The sequence below is a fragment of the Leptospira perolatii genome, assembly GCF_002811875.1.
Lineage (GTDB): Bacteria > Spirochaetota > Leptospiria > Leptospirales > Leptospiraceae > Leptospira_B > Leptospira_B perolatii.
Genome location: NZ_NPDZ01000005.1, coordinates 63,975 through 89,392, shown reverse-complemented (window position 1 = coordinate 89,392; position 25,418 = coordinate 63,975). Strand labels below are relative to the sequence as shown.

At 42.3% G+C, this 25,418-nt stretch carries 22 protein-coding genes; 14 read left to right on the top strand and 8 right to left on the bottom strand.

Features of this window, described 5'->3' with window-relative positions:
• Positions 1-82: 82 nt before the first annotated feature.
• Together CH373_RS09700 and hemW are read left to right on the top strand one after the other, a co-directional pair.
• Entirely contained in the window at positions 83-1,846 is a 1,764-nt protein-coding gene (locus tag CH373_RS09700) for a glycoside hydrolase family 3 N-terminal domain-containing protein (protein WP_100713402.1), read from the top strand.
• The gene (hemW, locus tag CH373_RS09695) at positions 1,843-3,018 is read left to right on the top strand and encodes a radical SAM family heme chaperone HemW (protein ID WP_100713401.1); all 1,176 of its coding nucleotides are present in this window, start codon (positions 1,843-1,845) and stop codon (positions 3,016-3,018) included. Before CH373_RS09700 ends, hemW begins: the two co-directional genes overlap by 4 nt.
• 73 nt (positions 3,019-3,091) lie before the next feature.
• Here the strand turns inward: hemW and CH373_RS09690 are convergent, their stop codons facing one another.
• The gene (locus CH373_RS09690; protein ID WP_100713400.1) at positions 3,092-3,472 is read right to left on the bottom strand and encodes a TIGR04452 family lipoprotein; all 381 of its coding nucleotides are present in this window, start codon (positions 3,470-3,472) and stop codon (positions 3,092-3,094) included.
• 458 nt (positions 3,473-3,930) lie between these two features.
• On the opposite strand from CH373_RS09690, the gene CH373_RS18640 reads away from it, so the two are divergent.
• Positions 3,931-4,086: a hypothetical protein gene (locus tag CH373_RS18640; protein ID WP_165778809.1), complete on the top strand. Its 156-nt coding sequence runs from the start codon at positions 3,931-3,933 to the stop codon at positions 4,084-4,086.
• Between the two features lie 11 nt (positions 4,087-4,097).
• Positions 4,098-4,637, top strand: a complete 540-nt coding sequence (locus CH373_RS09685; protein ID WP_100713399.1) for a GNAT family N-acetyltransferase — start codon at positions 4,098-4,100, stop codon at positions 4,635-4,637.
• Positions 4,638-4,693: 56 nt separating this feature from the next.
• On the opposite strand, the gene ilvN is transcribed toward CH373_RS09685, so the two are convergent.
• Together ilvN and ilvB are read right to left on the bottom strand one after the other, a co-directional pair.
• On the bottom strand, positions 4,694-5,173 hold the full coding sequence (gene ilvN / locus CH373_RS09680; protein ID WP_100713398.1) for an acetolactate synthase small subunit: 480 nt from the start codon (positions 5,171-5,173) through the stop codon (positions 4,694-4,696).
• Positions 5,170-6,879: a biosynthetic-type acetolactate synthase large subunit gene (ilvB, locus tag CH373_RS09675; RefSeq protein ID WP_100713397.1), complete on the bottom strand. Its 1,710-nt coding sequence runs from the start codon at positions 6,877-6,879 to the stop codon at positions 5,170-5,172. The genes ilvN and ilvB overlap by 4 nt, the downstream gene beginning before the upstream one ends.
• Before the next feature lie 378 nt (positions 6,880-7,257).
• Between ilvB and CH373_RS09670 the strand changes: the two genes are divergently transcribed.
• A complete protein-coding gene (locus CH373_RS09670) occupies positions 7,258-8,382 on the top strand; it encodes a tetratricopeptide repeat protein (protein WP_100713396.1) in 1,125 nt (374 codons plus the stop codon).
• On the opposite strand, the gene CH373_RS09665 is transcribed toward CH373_RS09670, so the two are convergent.
• Positions 8,379-9,359: a metallophosphoesterase gene (locus tag CH373_RS09665; RefSeq protein WP_100713395.1), complete on the bottom strand. Its 981-nt coding sequence runs from the start codon at positions 9,357-9,359 to the stop codon at positions 8,379-8,381. The two genes, CH373_RS09670 and CH373_RS09665, sit on opposite strands and share 4 nt — an antisense overlap.
• Before the next feature lie 166 nt (positions 9,360-9,525).
• Here CH373_RS09665 and CH373_RS09660 point away from each other — a divergent pair, with 166 nt between their 5' ends.
• Positions 9,526-9,798, top strand: a complete 273-nt coding sequence (locus CH373_RS09660) for a hypothetical protein (protein ID WP_100713509.1) — start codon at positions 9,526-9,528, stop codon at positions 9,796-9,798.
• A gap of 29 nt (positions 9,799-9,827) precedes the next feature.
• On the opposite strand, the gene CH373_RS09655 is transcribed toward CH373_RS09660, so the two are convergent.
• Positions 9,828-11,831 (bottom strand): phenylalanine--tRNA ligase subunit alpha, encoded by a 2,004-nt coding sequence (locus CH373_RS09655; protein WP_100713394.1) that lies wholly within the window; start codon positions 11,829-11,831, stop codon positions 9,828-9,830.
• A gap of 202 nt (positions 11,832-12,033) precedes the next feature.
• Here CH373_RS09655 and CH373_RS09650 point away from each other — a divergent pair, with 202 nt between their 5' ends.
• From CH373_RS09650 to CH373_RS09625, 6 genes are read left to right on the top strand one after another with little or no spacing between them, the layout of a single operon-like run.
• Positions 12,034-13,335 (top strand): ABC1 kinase family protein, encoded by a 1,302-nt coding sequence (locus CH373_RS09650; protein WP_100713393.1) that lies wholly within the window; start codon positions 12,034-12,036, stop codon positions 13,333-13,335.
• Positions 13,332-13,574: a FeoA family protein gene (locus CH373_RS09645; protein ID WP_100713392.1), complete on the top strand. Its 243-nt coding sequence runs from the start codon at positions 13,332-13,334 to the stop codon at positions 13,572-13,574. Before CH373_RS09650 ends, CH373_RS09645 begins: the two co-directional genes overlap by 4 nt.
• Positions 13,571-15,718: a ferrous iron transport protein B gene (gene feoB, locus CH373_RS09640; protein ID WP_100713391.1), complete on the top strand. Its 2,148-nt coding sequence runs from the start codon at positions 13,571-13,573 to the stop codon at positions 15,716-15,718. The genes CH373_RS09645 and feoB overlap by 4 nt, the downstream gene beginning before the upstream one ends.
• A 42-nt stretch (positions 15,719-15,760) precedes the next feature.
• Positions 15,761-17,737 (top strand): LTA synthase family protein, encoded by a 1,977-nt coding sequence (locus tag CH373_RS09635; protein ID WP_100713390.1) that lies wholly within the window; start codon positions 15,761-15,763, stop codon positions 17,735-17,737.
• Entirely contained in the window at positions 17,738-18,757 is a 1,020-nt protein-coding gene (locus CH373_RS09630; RefSeq protein ID WP_100713389.1) for an N-acetylneuraminate synthase family protein, read from the top strand.
• Entirely contained in the window at positions 18,754-19,875 is a 1,122-nt protein-coding gene (locus tag CH373_RS09625; protein ID WP_100713388.1) for a M23 family metallopeptidase, read from the top strand. Before CH373_RS09630 ends, CH373_RS09625 begins: the two co-directional genes overlap by 4 nt.
• Here the strand turns inward: CH373_RS09625 and CH373_RS09620 are convergent, their stop codons facing one another.
• The 3 genes from CH373_RS09620 to CH373_RS09610 all read right to left on the bottom strand — a co-directional run bounded on the left by CH373_RS09620 (position 19,876) and on the right by CH373_RS09610 (position 22,523).
• The gene (locus CH373_RS09620) at positions 19,876-20,607 is read right to left on the bottom strand and encodes an SGNH/GDSL hydrolase family protein (protein ID WP_100713387.1); all 732 of its coding nucleotides are present in this window, start codon (positions 20,605-20,607) and stop codon (positions 19,876-19,878) included. It abuts the gene before it with no gap.
• Between the two features lie 220 nt (positions 20,608-20,827).
• A complete protein-coding gene (locus tag CH373_RS09615; RefSeq protein WP_100713386.1) occupies positions 20,828-21,739 on the bottom strand; it encodes a DUF4349 domain-containing protein in 912 nt (303 codons plus the stop codon).
• A gap of 67 nt (positions 21,740-21,806) precedes the next feature.
• Positions 21,807-22,523, bottom strand: a complete 717-nt coding sequence (locus CH373_RS09610) for a TrmH family RNA methyltransferase (protein ID WP_100713385.1) — start codon at positions 22,521-22,523, stop codon at positions 21,807-21,809.
• Positions 22,524-22,743: 220 nt separating this feature from the next.
• Between CH373_RS09610 and fliF the strand changes: the two genes are divergently transcribed.
• Together fliF and CH373_RS09600 are read left to right on the top strand one after the other, a co-directional pair.
• A complete protein-coding gene (gene fliF, locus CH373_RS09605) occupies positions 22,744-24,444 on the top strand; it encodes a flagellar basal-body MS-ring/collar protein FliF (protein WP_100713384.1) in 1,701 nt (566 codons plus the stop codon).
• A complete protein-coding gene (locus tag CH373_RS09600; RefSeq protein WP_100713383.1) occupies positions 24,444-25,415 on the top strand; it encodes a FliG C-terminal domain-containing protein in 972 nt (323 codons plus the stop codon). The genes fliF and CH373_RS09600 overlap by 1 nt, the downstream gene beginning before the upstream one ends.
• Positions 25,416-25,418 lie beyond the last annotated feature (3 nt).

Below are 25,418 nucleotides of genomic sequence, written 5' to 3'. Positions count from 1 at the left end.
CCCGTAGAAAGCCTTTCGGGTCCGATCTCTTCCCAAAGAAGTTGTGCTTTACGGAACCGAGACAGACTGGGATCTGTCAACCATGGCCAAACGTATTTTATTTGCGGCTTTATTTGCAGCACTTTTTTTGTTCAGTTTTCAATGGATCGGTCAGTACAGAAACGAACTAGAAGCACAAGACATACAATCCACCTTGCTCGAGCAAGCACAGGAAATCACTGATAAGCTCAGCCCGGAAGAGCTCGTAGGCCAGGTAATCCATGTGGCAATTCCAAGCACAAAATTGGATCCCACTGCCAATTCGGAATTGGAAACCATTCTACCCGGTGGAGTGATTCTATTCGGAAGAAATTTAGGTTCTCAGTCCGAAATCCAGTCCCTCAATTCCAGTCTGCAAAACAAATCTCTATCGACCTCCGGACTTCCATTGCTCATTTCGGTCGACCAAGAAGGCGGTAGAGTCATTCGGGTCAAAGACGGTGTAACACAGTTTCCGGGCGCGATGGCGTTGGGCCAGACTAAGAATTCAGAATTTGCAAAGAAGGTAGGATTTGTTACTTCTTATCAATTAAGAAAACTAGGACTGAATTTTCTTTTTGCACCGGACCTGGATATTAACAATAATCCGGACAACCCCGTGATCAACACTAGGTCCCTCGGAAGCAATGTAGAGACTGTTTCGATTGCTGGAGTCGCCTACGAAGAAGGCGCGAGAATGGGCGGCTCTATTCCGGTCATTAAGCATTTTCCCGGGCACGGAGATACCAATGTGGACAGTCATTTGGGTCTTCCCAAAATCGAAAGATCCCTAGAAGAGCTCAGATCTTTAGAACTAATTCCGTTCCAAACCGCAATTAGAAACGGCGCAGACGCGGTGATGAGTGCTCATATCGTATATCCAAAGATTGATCCGAATTTTCCGGCTACGCTCTCTCCTAAAATATTAACGGACATTCTCCGAAAAGAGCTAGGTTTTCAAGGATTGATTATCACCGATGCAATGGAAATGGACGCGATCGATGAGCATTTCCAATCCTATGATCCAGGCGTCTTAGCGTTGTTAGCTGGTGCAGATATCATCTTAATGACAAGCTGGGGAAGTACGACCCTGAATATGAGAAATCAGATTTTGAAAGCTTACAAAAAAGGGATATTGGAAAAAGAAGGAAAAGATCTTTTGAAAGAAGCTGTAAAGCGCCAAATTCTTTATAAACTTAAGTATGGAATCATCTGGGAATACTTCAAGTCTAACAAAGAAGGAAAAAGCAAGGGAGTGCTCGCGCTGAACTTGTCAGAATCAGTCTCTCATTATTTCCAAGAGCAGGATTCCACTAGAAGCAAATTGTACACCGAATGGAACACTCCTTTTCTAAACCGAGAAGTGAGCAGAAAATCCATCGTGGCTTTTCCGGAGAAATTTATTCCAACAGAGATTTCGTTAAATGAAACTGCATTTTCCGTAAAAGGTGCAGAGTTTGCCGATGAGCTGAAAAAAAGAGAAATTTCGAATCTAAGCGTAGCCCAGATCTCTAAGAAGCTGGAAAAAGGAAGTATAAAAAGAGTAGTTCTCACCACCTTTACTCAACTAGAGATCAATCTTGCCGCTTCTTTGGCTAAAAAATTTCCGAAGGCAGAGATCCTAGCGCTTCATTATGGAACTCCGTTTTTGGACCTTCCAGTATATGCAAACTTTAAGATATTGTTTTCTTTTTCCCCTACTTTAGAATCTAAGAATGCACTTTTGTATTCGGTGTTAGAAAGAAAGGAAGAAATTCCAAAAGTGGATTTAGTTCTAAAAACGAAAGTAGAAGAAAAGGAACAAGAAGCCGCTCAAAGTAGCCCTTGAATCCGACTTCTTCTCAACTTCCTATCATCCAAAAAACAGGAAAGGCAGGAATTTATCTGCATTATCCTTTCTGTGTTCACAAATGCTCCTATTGCGATTTTTATTCGGAAGGAATCGGACTCGGGCCTTCCGAGTCGGAAGAGATTCTTTTTGGACAGTACGAGTCGGAAGTTATGGAGAGAATCAAGAGAGACAAACAGGTTTCTCAACTTTCCTATGATACAGTTTTTTTTGGTGGAGGAACTCCTTCCAAAGCCTCTCCGGAAAGATACGGTCGTTTTTTGAACTTTTTACGAAAGAATTTAGATCTTTCTCCCAATTCGGAAATTACCCTCGAGTGCAACCCAGAGGACCTAAGTCCTGAGCTTTTGAAGGAACTCCACCAAGCTGGAATCAATCGGGTTCATGTCGGAATCCAAAGTTTCTCTCCAAAGAATCTTCAATTTCTGGAAAGATATTATGATCCCGAAAGTTACCCTAGAATTTTAGACGCGTTTTATTCTTCCCCGATCCAAAACTTTGGTGCAGATCTAATGTTCGGAATTCCGGGTCAGACCGAAGAAGAATTCTATCAGGATGTGGATAGAATTTTAGAAGCGGGAGTTTCTCATATTAGTCTCTATGCATTGACCGTAGAAAAAGGAACAGAGTATAGCAGAAAGGTTTCTGATCATATTTCTCCTGCGCCTTTGGAAGAATTGCAAGCGTCTATCTTGCAAAACCTTCCTACTTATTTGAGAGAACGAAATATTTCCCAGTACGAAGTTTCCAATTATTCTAAACCGAATCTTTATTCAAGACACAATATGAAATATTGGACCTACGAATATTATCTTGGAATCGGTCCTGGGGCTCACGGATTTTTGCCAAGCGGAAGATATGCAAATCCTAGAAATACGAATTCTTATCTGCGCGGGAATATGGATTTTAAATACCAAGCCTCCGAACCTTTCGAAGAATTGGTGCTTTCACTCTTTCGGATTTTTTACCCGATCGAATTACGATCCTTTTTGGAAATCATACCGGAACAGGCGGACTTTTTGCTGGATCGGATCAAAGCAAAACGAGAACTCGGAATCTGCGAGCTGGAAGGCACCTTGTTTCGTTGGAAGCCGGAAGCTGTGCTATATTTAGATTCCCATATATTAGAATTTACTGAATCTTTGCAGTGAGTCGGATGCATCCGATACCTATTCTAATAAACACATTCGGAAACCACCTCCCGCAACCCGCGCCGGGAAAGTTCTAATAGCCTTTTGACTTTTCTAATTTACAACTTGCCGCGACAAAAACAGCTGCGTTCATATCCGCTGTCACAGCAAGAACTGTAGTAATTTGTTTTGCACAAGCCTTGACCTTCTCTTCCTCGTAATAAGCAGTTACATCTTTGGAATCGATACCTGCAATCGATGGCAAGGAGGATAGAACTGCGAAGTTACCGGTCAACTGGGTACCAGAAGGCAAAACGATCAATCCGGTTAAGATTGCAATATCTAGATTCGCTGCTGCTTCTCCGGATAAGATTTGCTTTTTACCGAGACCAAGATTGGACATCATAATGCAATTCAAAGTGGCTACAAAAAGTAGAATGAGTAGGCCTGTAAGAAATAGTTTCATTCGTTTCATCGTTTAAGAACTTTCCCTTTACACAAAAATATCAGATTGTTCGCAAGAGTAGGAAATTTATTATTTTTGTCGATAGGTAAGTTCTGCGGATCGGTCGTTTCTGCCGATTAAGGAATGACAGACTTACTAGAAGAAATGAAGTTTATAAGATTTTACTGATGGAGGAGAGAAGGAATCGAAAGACAGTCCTAATTTTCAAAGTTGAGCAGTGACCCGCAATATTTGAATTTAATATTGCAGCAAGAAATTTTAAGGAAAAATGGGGGTTATCTGAAAGACCTAATATACTATGTTCCTATAAATTTCCCAGAATCTGTCCCCCAAATTTATTAAGAATGGCATCTTATTCAAACGTACGGACGACTGTACTTTTTTGAACATCTCCTTAAATAGGTGTTTACTTTTTCGAGTAAACGACAATCCAATAAATAGAATCCATTTAAAAAATCGATCAAACTATGGCTGCAACTCCTATTCAAACAATTCCTGCTTTAGAGGGCGAAAACGCTGAGCAATTTGTCACGAAAGCGGATGCTAAGAAAAGACCAGAAATTCCAATTTCTGAGCAGCAAAGAAAAATTTACCAAGCCCTTCTTTCTAAATCCAATTCATAAATCCTAAAAGAATGGAATTACCCAAATTCGGTGATTTTTCTTTTAAAAGTATTACACAGAGTGATCTTGATCTCTTTACCTGTGATTCCATACTAGAAAAGTATTTTAAATCGGATGCCATTGACACTGAAAACGAGCTAATCGCAAAAACGTATTTCCTCTTTAAGCAAGGAATTTTAGAACCACTCGTCGGTTTTTCTGTAAGCAATCATTCCCTTTCTGCAAATATCGAAATTAATCAACTAATTCCATATGGCTCTCATTACAAAACCTATCCGGCAGTCCTTATTGGAAGATTGGCAACCCATAATAATCACCTCAGAAACGGTTATGCTCGTTTAACGATCGATATCATTAAAGCCTGGTTTACGACAAGCAATAAAACCGGGTGTCGCTTCATTATAGTCGACGCAAGAAAAGATGCCGTAGATTTTTATAAAAAGAATGGCTTTGAAGAATATCCTGCTGAAATGGAAACAAATCAGAATATATTACTTTATTTTGATTTGATGGATTACTTGATCCAACAGAATAAGTTATTAAACCGGTAATTTAACTATTTCTGAAGCGGGTCTTTGCCAATCTACTCTAAAAATTCCTATCCCAACTACAGAGATCTATATCGCAAAGCGATCTGACCGGTACGAGCAATCTCTTCGATTCCGTAAGATTTTATCATCTCAATGAACGCATTGACTTGCCTTGTGTTTCCGGAAAACTCCACTGTCAGAGTTCCGTGGGTCATGTCAGCAATTCTGGCTTTGAAACCGTCGCATGTAGAGATCAGGTCGGTACGTTTTTCTTCGGCGCATTTGACCACCACTAGAACCAACTCTCTGCTGATACAATCGTGATACGCAAGATCTTCTACTTCGATTACATCCGGAAGTTTTAATAGTTGTCTTTTTACCTGTTCTACAACTGAGTCATCCCCTTTGACTACGATGACCATGCTGGAAACATCCGGATTTTCAGTGACTCCGACTGCGATCGAATCTATATTATAACTTCTGCGAGTAAATAGCCCAGAAACGTGACTCATGACTCCGGGATCGTTGTTTACAAGAATTCTTAGGATATGCTTCATTTCTTTTGTTCTCCGACCATATCTCTGAATTCGATCATATCTTTTTGGGACTTACCTGCAGGGATCATCGGAAATACCTTTTCTTCGGCAGGAATCATTACTTCCAAAAAGCATGCCTTGTTATCTTCCAAAAGAAAATCGATCCCTTTGTCGATTTCTGATTTAGAGGAAATTCTCATAGCTTTCATAGAATAAGCTTCTCCCAATTTTACAAAGTCTGGATTGTAATTCCATTCAGACTCGGAGAACCTTTCTTCATAAAACAGCTCTTGCCATTGGCGAACCATTCCTAGAAAGTTATTGTTGAATACTACGACTTTGACTCCCAGTTTGTACATCGCAATTGTTGCGAGTTCCTGGATATTCATTTGGATGGAACCATCACCCGAAACACAGATCACTGTATTGTCCGGATTTCCAAACTGAGCACCTATGGCAGCTGGTAGTCCATAACCCATTGTTCCGAGTCCACCAGAAGTTAGCCAGCGATTTGGTTTATCAAATAAATAGTACTGTGCAGCCCACATTTGGTGCTGTCCCACATCGGTAGAAACAATGCACTTTCCTTGGCTGCGTTCGTATAGCTTCTGTAAGAATGATTGAGGCTTGATCGTATCCGAAGTTTCGTCGAACTGGAGTGGATGGTTCTTTTTTATTCCATCCAAAAAGGAAACCCACTCTTTTCGATCCACAGCTTTTACATGCGGAATCAGCGCCTTGAGAGTATCTTTTAGATCTCCGTGCAAGAGATAATCCACAGGGACTCTTTTGTTGAATTCCGCAGAATCTATATCGATATGAGCTCGAACTGCTCTTTCTGCAAATTCTCCCGGTTTTGCAACCCTATCATCAAATCTAGCGCCTAGATTTAGAATATAATCACATTCTAATACTGCTTTATTTGCATACGCAGTACCGTGCATTCCAAGCATTCCGACGGACAGTTTGTGAGTCCCCGGAAAAGAACCGATTCCCATCAAAGTCGTAGTTACCGGGATACTTGCCTTTTCTGCTAGTTCTAAGATCTCCTTAGAGGCATTCGCATTGATCGCGCCACCGCCAACATACAACAAAGGCTTCTTGGAGCGGTTCAATGCTTCTGCAAATGCAGGAATATCCCCGGAAATCGGAGGCTTTTGGTAATGCCTTGGATTGATTTTCAGTTTCACCGCTTTCCTAACATCTGTTAGTTGGGTCTGCACATCTTTGGGAAAATCCAAGAGCACAGGACCGGGACGACCTCCAAGCGCGACCAGAGTAGCCTCTTGAAAGTGTCTAGCGATTTCATCTGCGGATCGAATGAGTGCATTGTACTTTGTGATCGGGATAGTGATTCCGAAAATATCAGCTTCCTGAAATGCATCGGTACCAATTGCATTCGTTGCAACCTGACCGGTAATTGCGAGGACAGGGACCGAATCCATTTTTGCATCGGTTAAACCGGTTACCAGATTCGTGGCTCCAGGACCAGAAGTAGCAATACAAACTCCTAGTTTGCCGGTAGATCTAGCATAACCTTCCGCCATATGGATGGCGCCTTGTTCGTGTCGGACGAGTATATGCTTTATTTTCGTGCTTTTATAAAGTTCGTCATAGAAAGGAAGGATAGCACCGCCGGGATACCCGAAAACGATATCTACTCCGTATTCCTCTAAAAGCTCGACCATTAGTCTTGCGCCGGTGATTTTTCCTTCGCTTTTCGACATGATTTCCTCGTCAAAATCCATTCCATGCGCGACTGGAGCCATGTCAAGAGGTTACTACGGGAGCGAAGTGCAGTCCACTCACACCCGCACCTCCATTCGGGAGGATGATCGGAGTCCGGGCTATTTGAAAATCTTTGAAATCCGTCCCTCCTAGATTTGCAGGGAAAGATTGAAACCATAATTATTTCGATTTACTTTCATCATTTTTCAATAAATAATGATGCACTGCTTCAACTTTTTCTATAGTTCCAAATTTTCTTTACGGAATTCTGTACAGGTAAAAACTCTCCCAATTCGTCATACATATACCATAAAAAACGAATCGAGAATAGACGGCCGAACCTCGAAAGTACATTGAAAAGGAAGCTTTGGAGTCCAATGAGTGAACCGATCGAAAAAACACATGCTGGTAAGGAAGAAGAGGATTCTAATTTCGCGCAAATTAAAAACCTAGCAAAGGAGGCCTACCGCTATCTGGACAACCGTCAGTGGGACAGAGCGGAATCAAAGCTCAAGGAACTTCTTTCCAAGGAACCCGCTAACACCTACGGACTCGTTGGGATGGGTGATCTACATTTCAAGAGAAAAGAATTTAAACAAGCTATAGATTTTTATACGAAGTGTATCAAAGAAGATACTTCCAATAAATTCTCTTTGATGGGACTCATGAACTGCTACCGAGAAATGAACATGTTGAATCGTGTGATCGAAGTAGCGGAAGAATACCGACATATTACGATCACCGACGCTTCTATTCTAAGTAGAGTGGCGGACGCTCATAGAAAGTTGAAAAACTTTAAGGAATCGGAAGTGTATTATATGCAAGCACTTCAGATCAATCCGAAGGACCAATATGTAATCGTCGGATTGGGCCACCTTTACTTTGCCTGCCAAAGATACAAAGACGCGATCCATTGGTGGGAAAAACTTTTAGTCATTCAACCAGACAATATCAAGATTTTGACCGAGATCGGGAACAGTTATCGCAAGATTAAGGACTTTGACGAAGCGATCAAATACTATAAAAAAGCGGCAGACTTGGATCCAAAAAACTTCTTTGCATTATATGGATTAGCAGAATCGCACCGAGGCAAAAAGGATTTTAAAATCGCAAACGAATACTGGGAAAGAATCCTTGAGTTTGATCCAGACAATAAACTGATCATAAACCGCTACGCCGATAGCTTGAGAGGCATGGGCGAATACGATAAAGCATTAGAATGTTTTAATAGAATTCTATCCGAAGGCGAGGACTACTTTGCTCTCTTGGGAAAAGCTTCTTCTCTTAAACTCAAAGGAAATAGAGACAAGGCTGAGGAAATTTATATCGACCTTCATAAAAAGTTTCCAATGGACCCTAGACCCGTCCTGGAACTTTCCGAACTGTACATTGATATTTCCAGAAAGGAGGATGCCTTGAAACTTCTGGAAGATTTCCATAGGAAGCAGCCTTTAAACGAGGAAGTGAAGGGAAAATTAGATTCTCTGAGAGAAGAACATTAAATTTCCTTTTTGTTCTCTTTCTCCGTTCTCAGAAATTTAGGGAGATCGGAATCGTGAATTTCGATAACACCGTTCTTTAAAAAGACTGCCTCGGCTTTCCAAGTTCCTTTTACTCGAGACAAGCGTACATGATGGTGCCAAAGCATTCCATCCTTGTCCTTAAAAATTCTTGGAACACGAGCCGCGTTGACGAACAAAGTTCCTTCTTTCTTCACGCACCAGGTTCTAGAATTTCTCAGGTGCCTAGCGTGATGGTGCATATGGCCCGCGATCACCACAGGTACACGCGTTAGACTATTATTGCAGTGTTTAAGAAAATCCTGCAAATCGCGATCTCCCCAGTCTCCTCCTTCCTTTTTAAAATCGCAGCCCCAAATATCTACGGGCCTTTCTCCTAATCCAAAAGGACCGTTGTGTGCTAAAACCAATATTTCCGAAGTAGATCCGATCTCTTTGGAAAGAGAGACTAATTTCTCTGTGGATTCTTCCAGAGTGTTGATCCGATACACTGACTTTAGGTATGGTTGAAAATTTAGCCTGGCTCCCATAGAAAATGGCCTTGCGCCAAGTATCTGGATTCCGTAATTTTCAAAATCTGAATGCACTGAGTAGCCGCAGAGTCGCACATCTCCCAAATTAGAAACCAATTTTTTGAATCTATATTTTTGACCGAATACACTCCCCTTAGTCCATATAGGATTCCATCCGGAGATTTCCCCTAACAGCTGAAAAATGGAAGTAGTATCGTGGTTTCCCGGAATCAGATACTTAGGTTTGCGAATTTGAGAAATGGATTTTGCGATTTCAAATTGATTTTTAGGGTTTCGATTTCCGAGATCACCCACGAAAAAGATTCCGTCGTAAGAACTGGTGGAGAAATACTCTACGTCACTCTGGTTCCAGAATCCGTGAATATCTCCGACCACAGCCAAAGATAGGTCTGCCTTGGGCGGCTTCTTTAGATCTAGCTCGCTCATAGTTTCCATTTCTTGCTGAGCAAGACTGAGACCCCAACGCAAAATTCTTTTCCCCGTAAAATTCTTTCCAAGGAAAATCCGACGCTTTGTAGCAATCGATCAGGAACTCCTTACAAATAAAAGGAAACTCCTTGCATTTTAAGCAATTCGCTGTAGCTTGCGCATTATGGAATGGGAAAAGATTCTTAGAGATTCTGTTAGGGACAGCTCGATTAAGGAGCTTCATTTAAGAAAGGTCCCAACCCTGAAAACCTGCGACGACTGGAACAAAGTCAAAGAAATCGGCCTTATAGATCACAAAACAAAATATGCCCATTACAAAGGCGGTCTGGTAAAATTCGGAGAAGCGTTATTCTTCGTGAGCGAAGAAAGGCTCCAGGCTTTAGCACCCTTTCGCAAATGGGAATTTAAGACTAAGATTAAAGTTACTACGGATTAAACCGCTTCGGTTAACAAGATAGACTAAGACTACCGAGTCAATTTGATGATCAGATTCAGTTTTTCTGCAATGCTGATCACATCTTGCACTCTAGACTGATCGATCAGTACCGCATTCGGACTAATTTCATCTAAAACGATTTTCTTGCCTTTGATTTGTCCGAGTAGGAGCTCCATCACATTCTGATCCTTCGTGCGAACCAGTACGCAGTCTTCTGCCACATCTACGACCGGCAGGTTTCCTCCCCAATCTTCCAACAAGAATAAAAGGTTCTGTGCAAGTTCCGCCTTGCTAGAGGCTTTCAAGAAATCGATGAATTCGTCCGGTTTGTAACCCAAAAGAATCCCTAGCTGATACGCTTCTTTGGTCAAAACAAAGGTGTAGACTCTGTCAAAGTCCTTTAGCTCGGTAAAAGCTTTTAGCAAATGAATTCCGTTGATAGATACTTTTTCAGGAAACGCTATGACAGAGAAGTCCGGATTGATCGTGATTCCACCTTTCTCAGTGGAATTGGAAAGCTCTCCGGTTTGAAAGAAATACTCTCCCAACTTGGAAAGAGATAAGAATCGATTCGGATACTCTATTTCTAAAAGACCGAAAAGGTGCAGATAGAAGATCGCGCTCATGATTTCCTTTCGAAGATCTGCCAGATCTGTCTGGAAATTCTTGGTCCGGAATCCGGGCGAAAGTATCAAATGCTCGCGAATGATATTGGAGAATATTACGGAAAGATGAATTCGTTTGGACTTGATGATGAGGTTCACGCATTTGTCCAAAATCATCTTATCATAGAAAGGCATTTCAGTTGGCTGGAATACTTCCGGCGGATTCACCCTCTTCATTCTAGCTTCGTTTACTTCGTGAATCACGATCTTCATGATCTCGAAGATATCTTTTTTGAGGAATCCGTCCAGATCTCCTTTTAGAATGATATTCTCTCCTTTTTCGTCGGCTAGATTCAATAGTCGAAGAATCGGGAGGATCAGCTCCATTTGGTAGATCTGACTTTTTTCGGGGAAAATGCCTATATCAGGATTTAGTAATTCTTGTTCTGTTCTTTTGTGATCAGCCTGCTTTACCTTTCCTGACTTAGCGAGTACCAAACCTTTTCTACTGATATAAGAAATGAGCTTTTTGGTGTTTAAGAAAAAATCGAGCTCGTTGGTTGCGAGCTTTTCCTGGCGCTGTCTGGTTCCTTTTTTGACAGAAGGTAAAATCGGGTTATGCTGGATATATTTAGAGAGTTCTTCCGGAAGCGCAAATACGCGCACAAACTTCTCGTCCACGAAGCATACGTCCGCGACCAGACCCTTTTCGACCAAGGCTGGCACTACTTGCTCGTATTTTCCGCGGTTCATCACTATAAAGCTGCGGATATCGTCCGCGTCGGAAACTCCACCGCTCAGATAAATCCGCACCAAAGTGTCTTTTTCTAACTCTTGCAAAGAATTTAAAGCGGATTCGAATGCTTCCGCGGTAATTGCATGAGAATAGAATTTACGGATTGTATCTAATTTTGCGGGAGCCTTGACCGCTTTTTTCCATTCCGGAGAAATATCCGTGAGCTTTTTGCGATCCAGGATTTTTTCGACGGTAACCTTGTATTTTTCTCCCTTTAGATTTTGGTCCAAAGGAACAATACCTGCCAATTCATCAAAGGCATGATACTTATCAAGGTTATTGGTTAATCTCTCTCGGTTCTTTCTCTGGTATACGAGTTGGTATTTTCTGAGTAAGTTTAATTCCATCTCTACGTTGATAGGAGGAATATTTACTTTTCTAGAAATTTCACCGAGAGTGAGTACGTTCTTATTTTTAAGAATAGAAGTATAGATATTAACTTGGAGAACGGTCAGTTTTTCCAAGACACCTTTGAGATAAAATTCGTCTTGGAAAATATCATACAAGAACTTGATGTTCTTGTTTTTTTCCTTAAAGGGAAGCTTGGGGATATTCCAGAGTGAGGCGATCTTTTTTAGGTCGTTAAGTTCGAGTTTTTCGAGTTCTTGTAGCAAAACTGATTCGCCGCCCATTTACACACCGACCGAAGTAAATCGTTCGAGAGCCATACTCTGATTCGTGATAATTACGTAAACTAAAATACAGTACTGGGACACTTATTCATTCAAAATCATGCATGTGAAACCTCGGTCTACAGACTCGAAATTCGAAAGCGATTTTGTTCTGCGATTTGATTTGGATTGTGCTCACAACCTTTCCTCTTAATTTGGGAGTATGGCAGGATTTATTGAGAACCTGCGCCTAGGATTAGGCGGTGCGAGCCGCATCGTATCTAGTGGACTCGTATTTTCCACAAAAACGATCTTGCTGTTGAAGGATCTTGCCGTCGGTGGAGAAGCCTCGCACAACTTTCCGGTACGATTGCGAGAAGCTTTTGAAGAGTTAGGAGCTACCTATATCAAATTAGGTCAATTTATTGCTTCAGCCCCATCTTTATTTCCGGAAGAGATCGTCACCGAAATGCAGAAATGCTTGGACCAGGTCCGTCCAGTTCCATTCAAAGAAATTGAAAAGACAGTAAGGACCGAATTAGGCGGCAAATTAGAAGACCACTTTCTAACTTTTGATCCTGAACCGATCGCTTCCGCTTCGATTGCGCAAGTCCATTCTGCAACTACAAAAAACGGACTAGATGTTGTCGTAAAAGTCCAAAGACCTGATATAGAATCCGCGCTGGGTGCCGACCTTCACCTACTCTATCTCGCCAGCCTTTTATTCGAGAAATTCGTGCCTGGCTTAAATCGCTCCGGACTTTCGGACATGATGAAAATGTTCCAATCCTCGATTTTAGAAGAGATAGATTTTATAAAAGAAGCGGACAATATAGAAGAATTCGAAAAGGTACTTCTTTCTTACGGAGAAACCAGAGCAAGAGTTCCAAAAGTATACAAGGAACTTAGCACCAAAAAAGTCCTGGTGATGGAAAGATTTTACGGTGCTCCGATTACAGACGAATCTTCTCTCAGGGCATATTCCCAAGATCCGCAGAGAACACTTTCCAATGCACTTGAAGTATGGTTTTCTACATTGGCAAAATCCGGCTTCTTTCACGCGGACGTACATGCAGGAAACTTAATGGTGCTTAAGGATGGCACCATAGGCTTTATCGATTTCGGAATCGTCGGACGAATTTCTCCGAAAGTCTGGGAAGGATTGATGACCTTTCTGGAAGGTCTCGCGAATAATCGAGCAGATAGAATCGCGCACGGATTAGTCCAGATGGATTCGACCGCTCACGGAGTAGACGAAGCCCGTCTTGCCGGGGATTTAGAGAAAGTATTTGGCCAGATGACGGATATGGTGATTGGAATCCAGATGGGCGCTTTAGAAGCCTTTGATGAAAGCAAACTCAATGCGATCCTTTTTGAATTCAGGGAAATCGCTCAAAGAAACGGCCTACGAATTCCAAGAGAATTCGGCCTACTTATCAAACAGATCATTTATTTTGATCGTTATGTTCGCACCTTCGCGCCAGATATTGACTTGGTCCGGGATAGAGAGAGATTTATTAAATGAGCAAATCTTTGTTTGACCTTGAGGTTGGACAGGAAGGCGTCTTGAGCAATCTAAAGGAAGTTCCGGGGACGGAAGGAATTCTGAAAAGTCTGCTCGATATGGGTTTTTTACCCGGAATGAAAATTCGAGTAGTAGCAAAATTTAAAAGTCAGGGTAAACTGGTAGTAAAGCTCGGACTAGTTGAACTTGCATTAAGAAAAATTGAAGCAGATTTGATCGAGCTGGGAGATACAAAGTGAAAGTCGCGCCCCGTAGGGAGAACCGACAGAAAACCGAAATTCGTCCTAAATCCTTCAGACTCTTGCTGACCGGAAATCCGAACTGTGGTAAATCTACCCTCTTTAATGATCTGACCGGACTCCGCCAAAAGACCGGCAACTACCAAGGTGTCACAGTAGAAAAGGCAGAAGGAAAAATTATCCACGGAGATGAATCCATTTCTTTGATCGACCTTCCGGGTGCGTACAGTCTCGGAGGAGAATCGGAAGACAAACAGGTAACTACAAGGATGCTCTTGTTTAGAGAATCCTCAGATCGAGTTCTATTCCTTCTAGACGGAGTCGCAGTAGAACGGGGCTTACAATTTCTATTACAAATCTGCGCTCTAAAAATCCCGATGCTCGTTGCGGTGAGCATGAAAGACACCTTGGAAAAAAAAGGACTTAGATTAGAACTTTCTAAACTATCCGAAGAGTTCGGATGTGATTTCGTATTCGTCAACCCAAGAACCGGAGAAGGAGTTGATGAGCTAAGAGAAACTCTGTTTCAGGAATCCAGTTACAGGATTCCGAATCCTACATTTCAGTGGGATTCTAAACGACAGAACTTCTTGGATAATCTGGTGAGTAAATTCACGAGCGACGATCTAGATTCTTTTCGATTCGTTTTGGAAAACTCTCTCAAAGAATTGTCGGGAGAAAAATTGCAAAACGGTTTGCCCGGTCTTTCCATTTTGCCAGAAAGAGCCAAATCAGTATTGGTATCCGAATTCGAATCCTCAGGATTGCGCTTCAGCTACAGAGAAGAACTGATCCAAAGATCTATATGGATCAAAAAACTACTTTCAAAAAGCCTAATAGGATCCGAAGTAAAATCCGGATCATTACTATCAAAAGCAGATCGAGTTCTATTGCATCCTTTTTGGGGACTACTTTCCTTTTTGGGAATTATGGCTTTGGTATTCCAATCCTTATTCTCCTGGTCCGAGTTTCCGATGAATTGGATCGACACCGAGATCGGACATCTTGCGGATACGGTCGGAACTCTGCTGCCGAATGGTCCGGTTAAAGCTCTTATCCAGGAAGGAGTGATCGGAGGAGTCGGAGCTGTGCTCGTCTTTATCCCTCAAATTAGTCTGCTCTTTTTCTTTATAGGGATTATGGAAGAGAGCGGTTATATCGCGAGGGCTTCCTTCGTAATGGATCGATTTATGGGAAGGTTTGGACTTTCCGGAAAATCTTTCATTCCTCTTCTCTCTTCTGCAGCCTGCGCAGTTCCCGCGATTATGGGAACTCGTACGATCGAAAACAAAGCAGATCGAATCACGACCATTCTTGTTTCACCGTTGATCACCTGCTCGGCAAGATACCCGGTATACATCTTAGTCATCGGAACAGTATTCCCTTCGACACCTATCTTCGGTTTTTTTCAGACAAAGGCTTTGGTGCTATTCGGTCTCTTTGTGCTCGGGATGATCGCTTCCATGTTAGCCGCACTGGTTTTTAAAAAGACCTTTTTCCAATCGGAACCTTCTTATTTCTTAATGGAACTTCCTAGATACCAAATTCCATCTATCAAGGGACTGGTACTGACAGTATATCGTAAGATCAAAGCTTTCGTTGCGAACGCCGGAAAGATCATACTTTTCATTTCTATACTCCTTTGGTTTTTAGCGAACTATCCGAGAGTGGAAGAAAGCAAATTGCAAATGCATTCTCTAGCAGAAGCTAAATCGATACAAATTTCCGAATCGTATGCGGGAAGATTTGGAAAAACCATGGAGCCGATTTTGAAGCCGATCGGATTCGGTTGGAAGATGGGAATCGGACTACTGACTTCCTTTGCAGCAAGAGAAATCATGGTCTCTACTTTATCCATAGTTTATGGAGTGCAAGGCGATGATTCCGAGGACCAGAATTTGAGATCGGCTTTAAAAAAGGATATGGATCCGATTACAGGAAAGCCTGTCTGGAACTTTGCAAGCGGTGTGAGTCTACTTATCTTTTTCGCTTTTGCTTGCCAATGTATGTCTACGCTCGCAGTGGTTCGCAAAGAGACAAATTCACTTTTTTGGCCGTTTTTTTTATTCGCCTATATGACGATACTTGCTTATGGTTCTTCACTCTTGGTCTACCAAACTTTCCGACTTTTCGGAATGGCGTGACCATAAAAAAGTTCCGACAAACTTCGTGCCTATCAATACCTAATGAAACGACTTCCGAGCAATTTTAAAATCGTAGGGGCGTATTCGCTCCTTTTCTTCCTTACACTCACGATCTACCGATTTATTTTCTTTATCGTATACTTTGATAAGCTGGACGGCTCTACAACAGCACAAGTTCTGAAAGCATTTTTGATCGGAGTTAGATTCGATCTATCAGTGATTTCCATGGTAATTGGCCCGATTTGGCTGCTTTCCTCTATACATTATCTGAATCGATTCAAGGCCTTCCATTACGTTTGGGGCCTTCCTGCGATCCCTCTTTTTCTTTGGATGATCGGACATCTAATCGGAGATATCATCTACTTCGGAGACGCGAACAAACATTTGGGATACGAAGGGATCGTGTTTCTTGGTCGGGATCTGTTGATCGTAATCGCTGCTGCTCTCAAGAACGATCCGATTAAAGTTGTGTTAGGATTAACCGGAATTTTTGTAGGACTTCCTTCTTTAATCTTTGCATATATTAAATTTTCTCCCTACCAATATTCAAAGGAAGCCAGGATTCGGGAGTATGTTCAGATTCCGATCTCAATCCTCGTTGTATTTTTCCTATTTAGAGGCGGAATACAGCCCAGACCGCTCAGACCTACTGACGCAATCCAATCAGAAAATAATTTTTTGAATAACCTTCCTTTGAATGGTGTGTTCACCACTACGATGGACATGAAGTCCAAAAGCATTCATCCGGACTTGCAGATGTCCTTTTCTGATTCCCTGGACATCGTAAGAAAAGAAATCGCTTATCCAGGTGCAAAATTCATAGACAATGAATATCCATTGTTAAGAGAAACGACCGAAACAAGAACAGGAACTCCTCCCAATATAGTCCTGGTCATTTTGGAAAGCTGGACCGGAAAGTTCATAAGACCAAACGGCCCCGGGCTTGTCGATGGAATAGAAGTAGCTCCAAATTTTAATCGGCTGTTGAAACAGGGCCATTATTTCAACAGATTCTTTGCGACCGGAGGACGGACCACCAACGGACTCATGTCCATTCTGACCGGAATTCCGGATAGGCCTGGAATCACAGCGGTAAGAACTCATCAAGTATTGGGGAATTTTTCCGGATTAGGAACTATCTTAAAACAAGCGGGATACCATACTCTATTCGTGCACGGAGGAGACGTTAGTTTTGATAATATGAGTTTCCTTTTTCCGCACTGGGGATTCGATACAATCATTGGTCAGGAACAAATCGAAAAGACCGGCAAATACAAAGCCGGAGCCTGGGGATTTTTTGACGCAGATGTACTTGAGGAACTGCACGAACAAATCTCCAAGGCCCAAAACCCCTTTGTAGCGGTGGCACTCACGTTAACCACCCATTACCCTTATCAAGTTCCTGCTGATTACAAAAAAGTGTTTGATGCTTCAACTCAAGAGGAAGATTATTTTAACACTTACCATTATGCGGACTACGGAATCGGAAGATTCATCGAAAAGGCAAAAAAATCAAAATATTTCGAAAATACTATCTTTGTTTTTGTAGCAGATCATACCCACCATAGAAACTTGGATCCATACTCTGACAGAAATATCCCTTTATTGATCTATTCTCCGAAATATGTCAAACCGGCAATAGATCAAAGGATATCTTCGCAACTGGATTTGATACCGACCATCTTAGGCCTCGTGAAAAAGAGATTCAAATTCTCCGCGATGGGTAGGGATTTGTTTTCTTTACCCAAGGATTCTAATGGTGGAAGTTATTTTGCATTCTCTAGTGTGGTAGGCTGGGTGGAGAATGACTTTCTATTGTATAAGTATACTGATGGAGAATTAAAAGCGACTTTTCCCATGCCTCCTAGTAAAGAAAAAAACCATTGCGAAGTCAGGCTGAAAGACTGCGAGGATCATCTTCGAAAAACCAAATCTTTCTTAAATTTGAGTTACGAATTGATGAATAGAAATCGCGTCTTTCCCTTTTCAGTAGAAACCATCAGTGAATCAGGAAAATAAATCGTGTTCTCTAAAAACTTTCGGCTAAAAAACAACAAAGAGATCGGAGTGGATTCGCCTCCTTTTCTAATCGCAGAAATCGGTCTGAACCATAATGGAGACGAAGAGATTGGAAAACGAACCATACAGGCCGCAAAAAGAGCCGGAGCAAACGCGGTCAAATTTCAGAGCTATATCACTGAAGAATTTATCGACACCAACAATCCGAAAGCGAAAGTGCTGATCGAAATATTCAAAAAATATGAATTATCAGAAAGGATGCATCGGTTTTTTCAAAAGACCGCGGAGGACGAAGGGCTTTTCTTTTTTTCTACTCCTCTTTGCTCTTCGAGCGTGGATCTTTTGAAATCCATTGGAGTCGGAGCTCTAAAAATAGCTAGTGGGGATATCGTGAATCGGAGTCTGATTGAAAAGTGTGCGAGCACAGGACTCCCGCTCTTTTTGTCAACGGGTGCCGCAGAAGGTTTCGAAGTGGTTAGAGCATTAGAATTTTTGCAATATCTCGGAGTGAAGGATTTAGCCTTATTTCATTGCGTTTCCCTCTACCCTACTCTTCCGGAAAAGGCAAATCTAAGGACAATTTCCTATTACCAAAAGATCTTTCCGGGACCCTTGGGATTTTCCGATCATACTTCCGGTGCAATGGCCGGTGGCCTTGCGATCGCCCTCGGAGCAAGTGTATTAGAAAAACATTTTACTCTAGATAAAAATCTCGACGGACCAGATCACGGGATTTCTGTAAATCCGGAAGAATTCAAGACCTACTCCGAAAACGCCAAAATAGCGTATAAGATGAGAGGAGAAAGTGAAAAGATCGTTCAACCAGAAGAAGCTTCCGGAAGATTTTTCGGCAGGAGATCCCTCTATGCAGGAAAGGACGGTGCATCAATTGCATTACGCCCAGATCTAAGCCAAGAAGATCCGAGCTTTTTGGACTCTTGGAAAACTCAAGAAGCCGAAGCGATTCTTTCCTCTCACGCTCCACTAGAACCTGGAACCCCGATTCGATCTAAAAAATGAAACGAATCGGAATCTTATCGATCCTTTGGATCGCGTTTTTCAGTTCAAAAACGCATTCTAACCCGATCTCCCCTACTTTCGGACAATTAGGTTCCGAAGTAGATTATTTGGATTTTGGAAGATGGACAACTGCACCGTTTACTTATTCAGTATCTAGTTCTCTATTGCCTGAGTTGGGTGCATTCAATTTATTTGATACGAATCCAAAAACATACTGGTACTCGGGTGTCCAATCCGGACCGGAATGGATCATCGTGGACTTCGGTTCCAAAAGGTTGATTAATGGGGTAGAGATCAGTGTTCCTATTTATAAGGGAAAGCGCTCCGTCTCTTCTTATGAAATCCAAGTGTTATACCAAGAGAACTGGAAAACGATTCTGAAAAATGAAACGGTGGATCTGAACAACTTTCATCAGCTTCGTCCGATTGATGCTTCCGTATTAAAAATCACTTTTCCGAAATCAGAAGGAGATAGCGTGGTCATAGGAGACTTTAAGATTTTCTTAAATACTTCTATTTTGAACGGAGTTCCTTCCAGACTTACAGGTTACTATTTTCCGATTCCGAATGGAATTTTACCACTCAGAGATTACGAACTGCCGGGCGCTCCTAGGGAATATAGAAACGGTATCCACAAGGGATTGGACATTTACTACTGCAGAGACCAAGATGGAACTATAAGAAAGGTGAATCCGAAAGATTCGGTCATATCGCCGGCGGACGGAGTGATCGTGAGAGCCGACTGGGATTATTCACCCATGACTATGGAAGAATTCCGTTACCATTCCGAAGTGGCGCAAAAAAACGGAGTCACCTATGTAGAAAAGGACTTCGGCGGAAGACAGGTCTGGATCGACCACGGGAACGGCGTTATGAGTTCGTTTAATCACCTCTCTACAATTAAGGGAGACGTGCTTGTAGGAACAAAAGTTAAGGCTGGGCAACATATCGGCACTGTAGGAAACTCAGGCCTTATGGGAGAAGCGAAGGGAACCGAGGAAAACACTCACTTGCATTTTGAAATCTGGATAGACGGCGAATATCTAGGCGCAGGAGTTCCTCAAACTCAAGTCCGAAAACTGCTACAGTTTTTCTTTTCTAGATCGAACCTATTCTGATCAAAAATCTACTCCGCAAGAAGAAGAGATTGCACTCTTGATCTCGAAGCTGACAAAACTATTGTAGTGTAAAGGATCCCGCATCAGATTTAAAGGAGGCCTTTCTTTTTCCTTAACTCCAAAAAATGGAAGAGGATCTATATAGCAGGTATTTGGCTGCTCACTTAGAAATTCCTGAACTGCGTGATTCACTTCATCCTTTCGGTCGTTTCCGTAAGGTGCAAAACTTGGATGTACTCCGATCACGACTAGCTTAGCTAACGGCCAGCGATTTCGAGTGATCTGGACTAGCTTCTTGAATGTATCGACCACGATTTTAGAGGGCAGGTTCCAAGCCAGATCGTTCCCGCCGTTCGTGGAGTAAATGATCGCCTCGGGTTTGCTCGAATGAATGTTTGAAATTTGTTCGATCATATCGCATGTAGTATTGGAACTGACTGCAACGAACTGAGTTGTCAAAGGATTATAAAAGCCCGGATATTTACGAGCCAGGTCCATACTCGAATCCTGACCAACGATCACCTTATACTCCTGAAAGTCGTTTACGATTCTGCAAAAATAATCCTCTGCATAATAAGCCGGATTTCTCGCGGCTTCTCCTCCGTAAATCGTACGACAAGAATCATGGGAATAAGCGGTTAAGTACTGAATCGGATCGCAGATCCTTTTTTCCTCTTTTCCGAAGGAGCAGGAACAAAAAACGAAAAGGAGTGCGATCAATAAAACTTTCATAAAGTTCTCTTTCGAAGAATTTCACTTCAAGAACTTTTAGCCTCGGTCGACTTGTCTTTTCGCTATATATTAGACTCCTTTAATACATCGCAAGGTTCCAAAAGAAAATTAGATCAATGTTAATAGACATAGGTCGGTCTTGTCGCTAATCATAACCGACCTTGTAATTAGAAAGGTTTAAAATGAAACCGACCCTGTGACAAGAAATGGGTTCGGTAACTTACTTCAAGATCTCTTGGTCTTTTAAGAATTGTATAAATTTCTTAAAGAAGAACCAGCTGATGAGGGCTCCAGCACATGCAAATAAATACACAAAAGTGAACATTAATGAGTACTCGATCGTCCACTCCAAAGAAATTTTAACTTTCTTTAACAGACTGTAAATGAAACTTGGACTATAGTCCGATTCACTCATCGAGAATTTAATCGTACAAAATTCGTTCTCAGAATCGAACTCACCTAGCTTCACTCCTAGGTCCTGAATATTCTTTTCGGTTTCTAGAATTTCCTTTTCTAGAGTAATCAATTCATCTATTTTTCCGCCCCGCCCTTTCAGAGACAAAAGTCCTTTTTGCGATTTCTCTAAAGACAATCGTTTCGCAGTAATATCCATGTACTCATTCGTCTTATCTGTCTTGTGTACTGAGATAGATTGAATCTTTCCGATTGCGCGGATTGCCTCGACCATAGAATCAAATTTCTCTGGTGGAACTCCTATGCCAAGCTGTACGACTCGATTTCCCGGAAGTCCAGAACTGAGCTCGTACTGAATGATTGCTTTGAAATCCTGGACTGTTTTCCTGGCTTTCTTTTCGTCCTCTTCAAAGTCTCCGCTTCTAGAAGAGATATTCGCGATCTTTTCGTACTTCTGAGAACTTTGGGCATCTATGGATTTGCCAGTAGAAAGTTTTTCGGATGCGTAATTCTTTCTAGAATAACTAAATTCACCTCCCGAAACGGAGGTTTCAGTTTGAGTTTGAATTTGGTTGTGATACTGTACGGGCTCTCTTCTTTGAACTGTGTCTTCTACTACGTACGCATAAAGCAGCCTGAGCAAAAAAAGCACTCCGAATAGAATGGCAAAAATGATTCCAAATTTTTTTAAGAAAGAAAGTATCTCTTCTTTAGTCATTGTTTTCCTCTTTTGGATAGGTACAAAGCAAACTGATCCTATTTGATCCGATCGAAACACAAAAGGTTCAAGGGGAAAATTCTTTTCCTTTCTTTCTTTTTAGGAACTCAGAGTGTATGAGCTCCCCCCTGGGAATCGTTTTACGAAACCATTCATTCTTTAGGAGCTCCTTTTCCACCTCGGATAAAAAAGGATGGGAGACTTCTTTTCGGATTCTTGCCACCAGATTAGAAAGCACAATCGCAACAGAGACAGTAATATTATAACTTTCCGTAAATCCGAACATCGGCAATTTTAATCTCAGATCAGATTCTGCGAGAGCAACTTCGGACAGCCCCTTTTCCTCTGCTCCAAACAAGACCGCAATCGGCTGGTCTAAAGGAAGGCTTTCCAAGTCCCAAGTTTTCTCACTCTGCGTCGGAGATGTGGCGACGATCCGGTATCCTTGCTTTCTCAATCCGTCGATGCAGGTCTTTGTGTTTTCTTGTTCCGGCTCGCTGTATCTGTGAAGATTCAACCATTTCTCGGCGCCCATGGTAATCCCGCTCACAGGCCTGTATTTATTCCTGTGCTCGACAACATGAATATCACAAAGCCCCCAGCATTCCGCAGTACGGAGTGTAGCGCTCGCGTTGAACGGTTGAAAGATATCCTCCAAAACAATTGTTAAGTACTTGGAACGATGAGAGAGAACGTATTCCATTTTTTCTAGTCTCTCCTGGTTCAAGAGAGTTTGAAAATATTCGTTCACAGAACGCAGATCATCGAAATCCTGTTTAGACATATTGTGAAGTGTCGGGAAAAACTTCCGAAAGCATCAATCTACACAGTCATTCCTTAAAATCCGTTACGCACAATAGAAATTTTTTGGCTATCCCACTAGACAAAAACAACTAAACAAATGAATGCGTATTCAATTTTTCTAAAGTTTTTTTAAAAAGGAATTGTACTTTCTTTCCGAAAATCTATTATGTCCCGTAATTTCGTTCAGGCGGAGAAGGATTATGCCAGAGCAGTTGCAGAAAATCTTAGATAACATTAAGGAGTTCTTCGGATCCCTTGATATGACAAAGAAGCTCATTCTAGGAGGTGTCGCGCTCACCATCTTAGTCGCTTTGGGCCTACTCGCCACGGTTTCTTCCCAAAAGAACAGAGTGGTTCTATTTAAAGACCTCACTTCCAAGGACTTTGCAGATGTGAGCAAGAAATTGGATTCTATGGGATACTCTTACGGCTCCTCGGACACCAGCATGATCACTGTGGATCCGGAACAAAGACAGGAGATCATCACAAAACTCGCCCAGGAGAATTTGATCCCGGCGGGAGTGCAAGGCTGGGAACTATTCAATGTGGAAAAATTCACAGAGACCCAGTTTGACAAGGACATCAAAAAATACAGGGCACTCAAAGGAGCCATCGAGCAATCCTTGATGACTTTACGACCGGTCGAAAAGGCCTATGTAAACATCGCGATGCCCGAAGAGGAACTCTTCTCCTCCAACAGCTCCCCGGTCACTGCTCACGTAATCCTTCATTTTATCCCAGGAGTCGACGGAATCTCCAAAAAGGAAGTAAAAGGGATCGTATACTTGGTATCTCGCGCGGTGCCAAGATTGAAGCCTGAAAACGTAGTAGTCGCCGACGCGGATGGAAAGATCATCTCTGACTTTGAAGAAGACTTAGAAAAAGAAAGACTCGAGCTTAGAGTAGTCCAAGAAAAACTCAGAATCCAAGAAGAACAAAGGGTGCAAAGATTACTCGATGTTCGCAATACACTGCGTTGGTATCTGGGCGGCGAGGACAGAGTAGATATTACGAGATTTGAATATATGTTAAATTGGGACAAGGAGTCTTTCAAAGACAATACTGTCACTCCAGTAGTAGCGACTCCCGATGACCCTAACACTCCTTACTCAGAACTTAAACTCGTAGACGGATACAGCCTAAAAGTTTCCTCTAAAGAAACCACCGAGGAATTTACGGGAAGAGGATTCACTCCTGACGGACCCGCAGGAACCGAACCAAACCTTCCTCCTGGTTACAAGGACACCGATTACCAAAAAGCTGAGTACAAAAAATCCGAGAATATCAATAACTACGAATTCAACCGTAGGGTCAGCGAAGTGCAAAAGCAACCTTGGAAAGTGGACAAAGTAAATCTTTCCGTGGTAATCGACGGACAATGGGAGAAAAAGGAAAAAGAAGACGGAACCGGCTATGATAGAAAATATATTCCAGTCTCAGAAGATGAACTTCGCTTAGTCCGCAAAAACTTAGAAGCAGCCGTCGGAATCGACAAAGCGAGAGGAGATCAGATCTCGGTCATCAGCATAGCCAAAGATAGAAGCGCACAGTTCGCATTAGAAGACGAAGAATTAAGAAAACAGAAAGCGATCAGACAGATGGTCATCGCATCTCTCGTAATCATACTCTTCCTGATACTGACCATTCTCATCTACAGAGCAATCAAGAAAGAAATCGCACGTCGCCGCAGACTACGCGAAGAAGAACTTGCTGCAATGCAACAGATGATGAGAGAAGCAGCCCTCCGAGTCATGGACGACGGAAGCGCAGAAGTAGAGCTCTCCCTAGACGAAAAACTAAGAAGAGAACTTCTCGAAAATGCGATCACCCTCGCCAAAGAAAAACCGGAAGAAGTAGCGCAGCTGTTACGCACCTGGTTATCTGAAGAGGAAGCAACCTAATGGGAAGCCCGTCCGAAAATTTACATCGGGCGGGGAATATCCTCCGGATTTTGGGACAACATCTCCCGCCGGAGGTATTCACCCACCTTGGACCCAAGGATACCAGCAGACTTTTAGAGAGCTTTCATAAGACCGGAAAGTTAGATCCAAAAAAGGAAAGGGAGCTACTCGGCTCCTTTCTGCAAGGGCTACAATCTTCCCTCCCGAAGGAAGGGACTGACAAGGATACCCTAGCACTGATCCAAGAACTGGAATCCATTTTAAAGGAAGATGGAAAGTCCGAACCGGACTGGATTTTAGAACTGCGGAGTTACGACAAAGAACAGCTCTCCAGAATTGTAGCAGGAGAAAGCGCGAACCAAATCGCACTGGTTCTCTGCTTTGCAGACCCTGAAAACTCTGCGAGGGTATTGGAAGAATTTCCGGACTCTGATCAAGAAGAAATCATCCTACAAATCAGAGATCTGGACTTATCTTCGGACCTGGAACAGGATAAATTAGAGAGATTTCTTCGGTTCAAAAAGCAGGTATTGGAGCACAAGGGATCTGCCACAGCCGTTAGAGACAGAATTGGAAAGACCGCGGCCGACCTGCTGACAAGAATGGATCCTCAGGATTCCCAGAAATTATTCCACCGGATACGCGAAAAGAACCCCGGATTTGCCGAAAATATAAACGAGCACCTCTTCCGAATGGAGGATCTGCTGGACTTACATCGGGAAATGTTAAATCGTTTCCTTTCAAGGATACATCCGATCGTAATCGCAGTGGCACTCCAAGGTACTGAACTGGAGACCAGAAGGATTCTACTCGAAAAGCTGGATCCTGCGCTGGCATCCTCAGTCAGATTGGAAGGGAACTCAATGGGTCCGGTTTCTCTTGCAGAAATTGAAACCGCTCAGAACGGAATTCTGGAAATTTTCAGAGATTCCGTGCAATCGGGAAGTATCAAATTCCGGAGAACTCTTTGATTT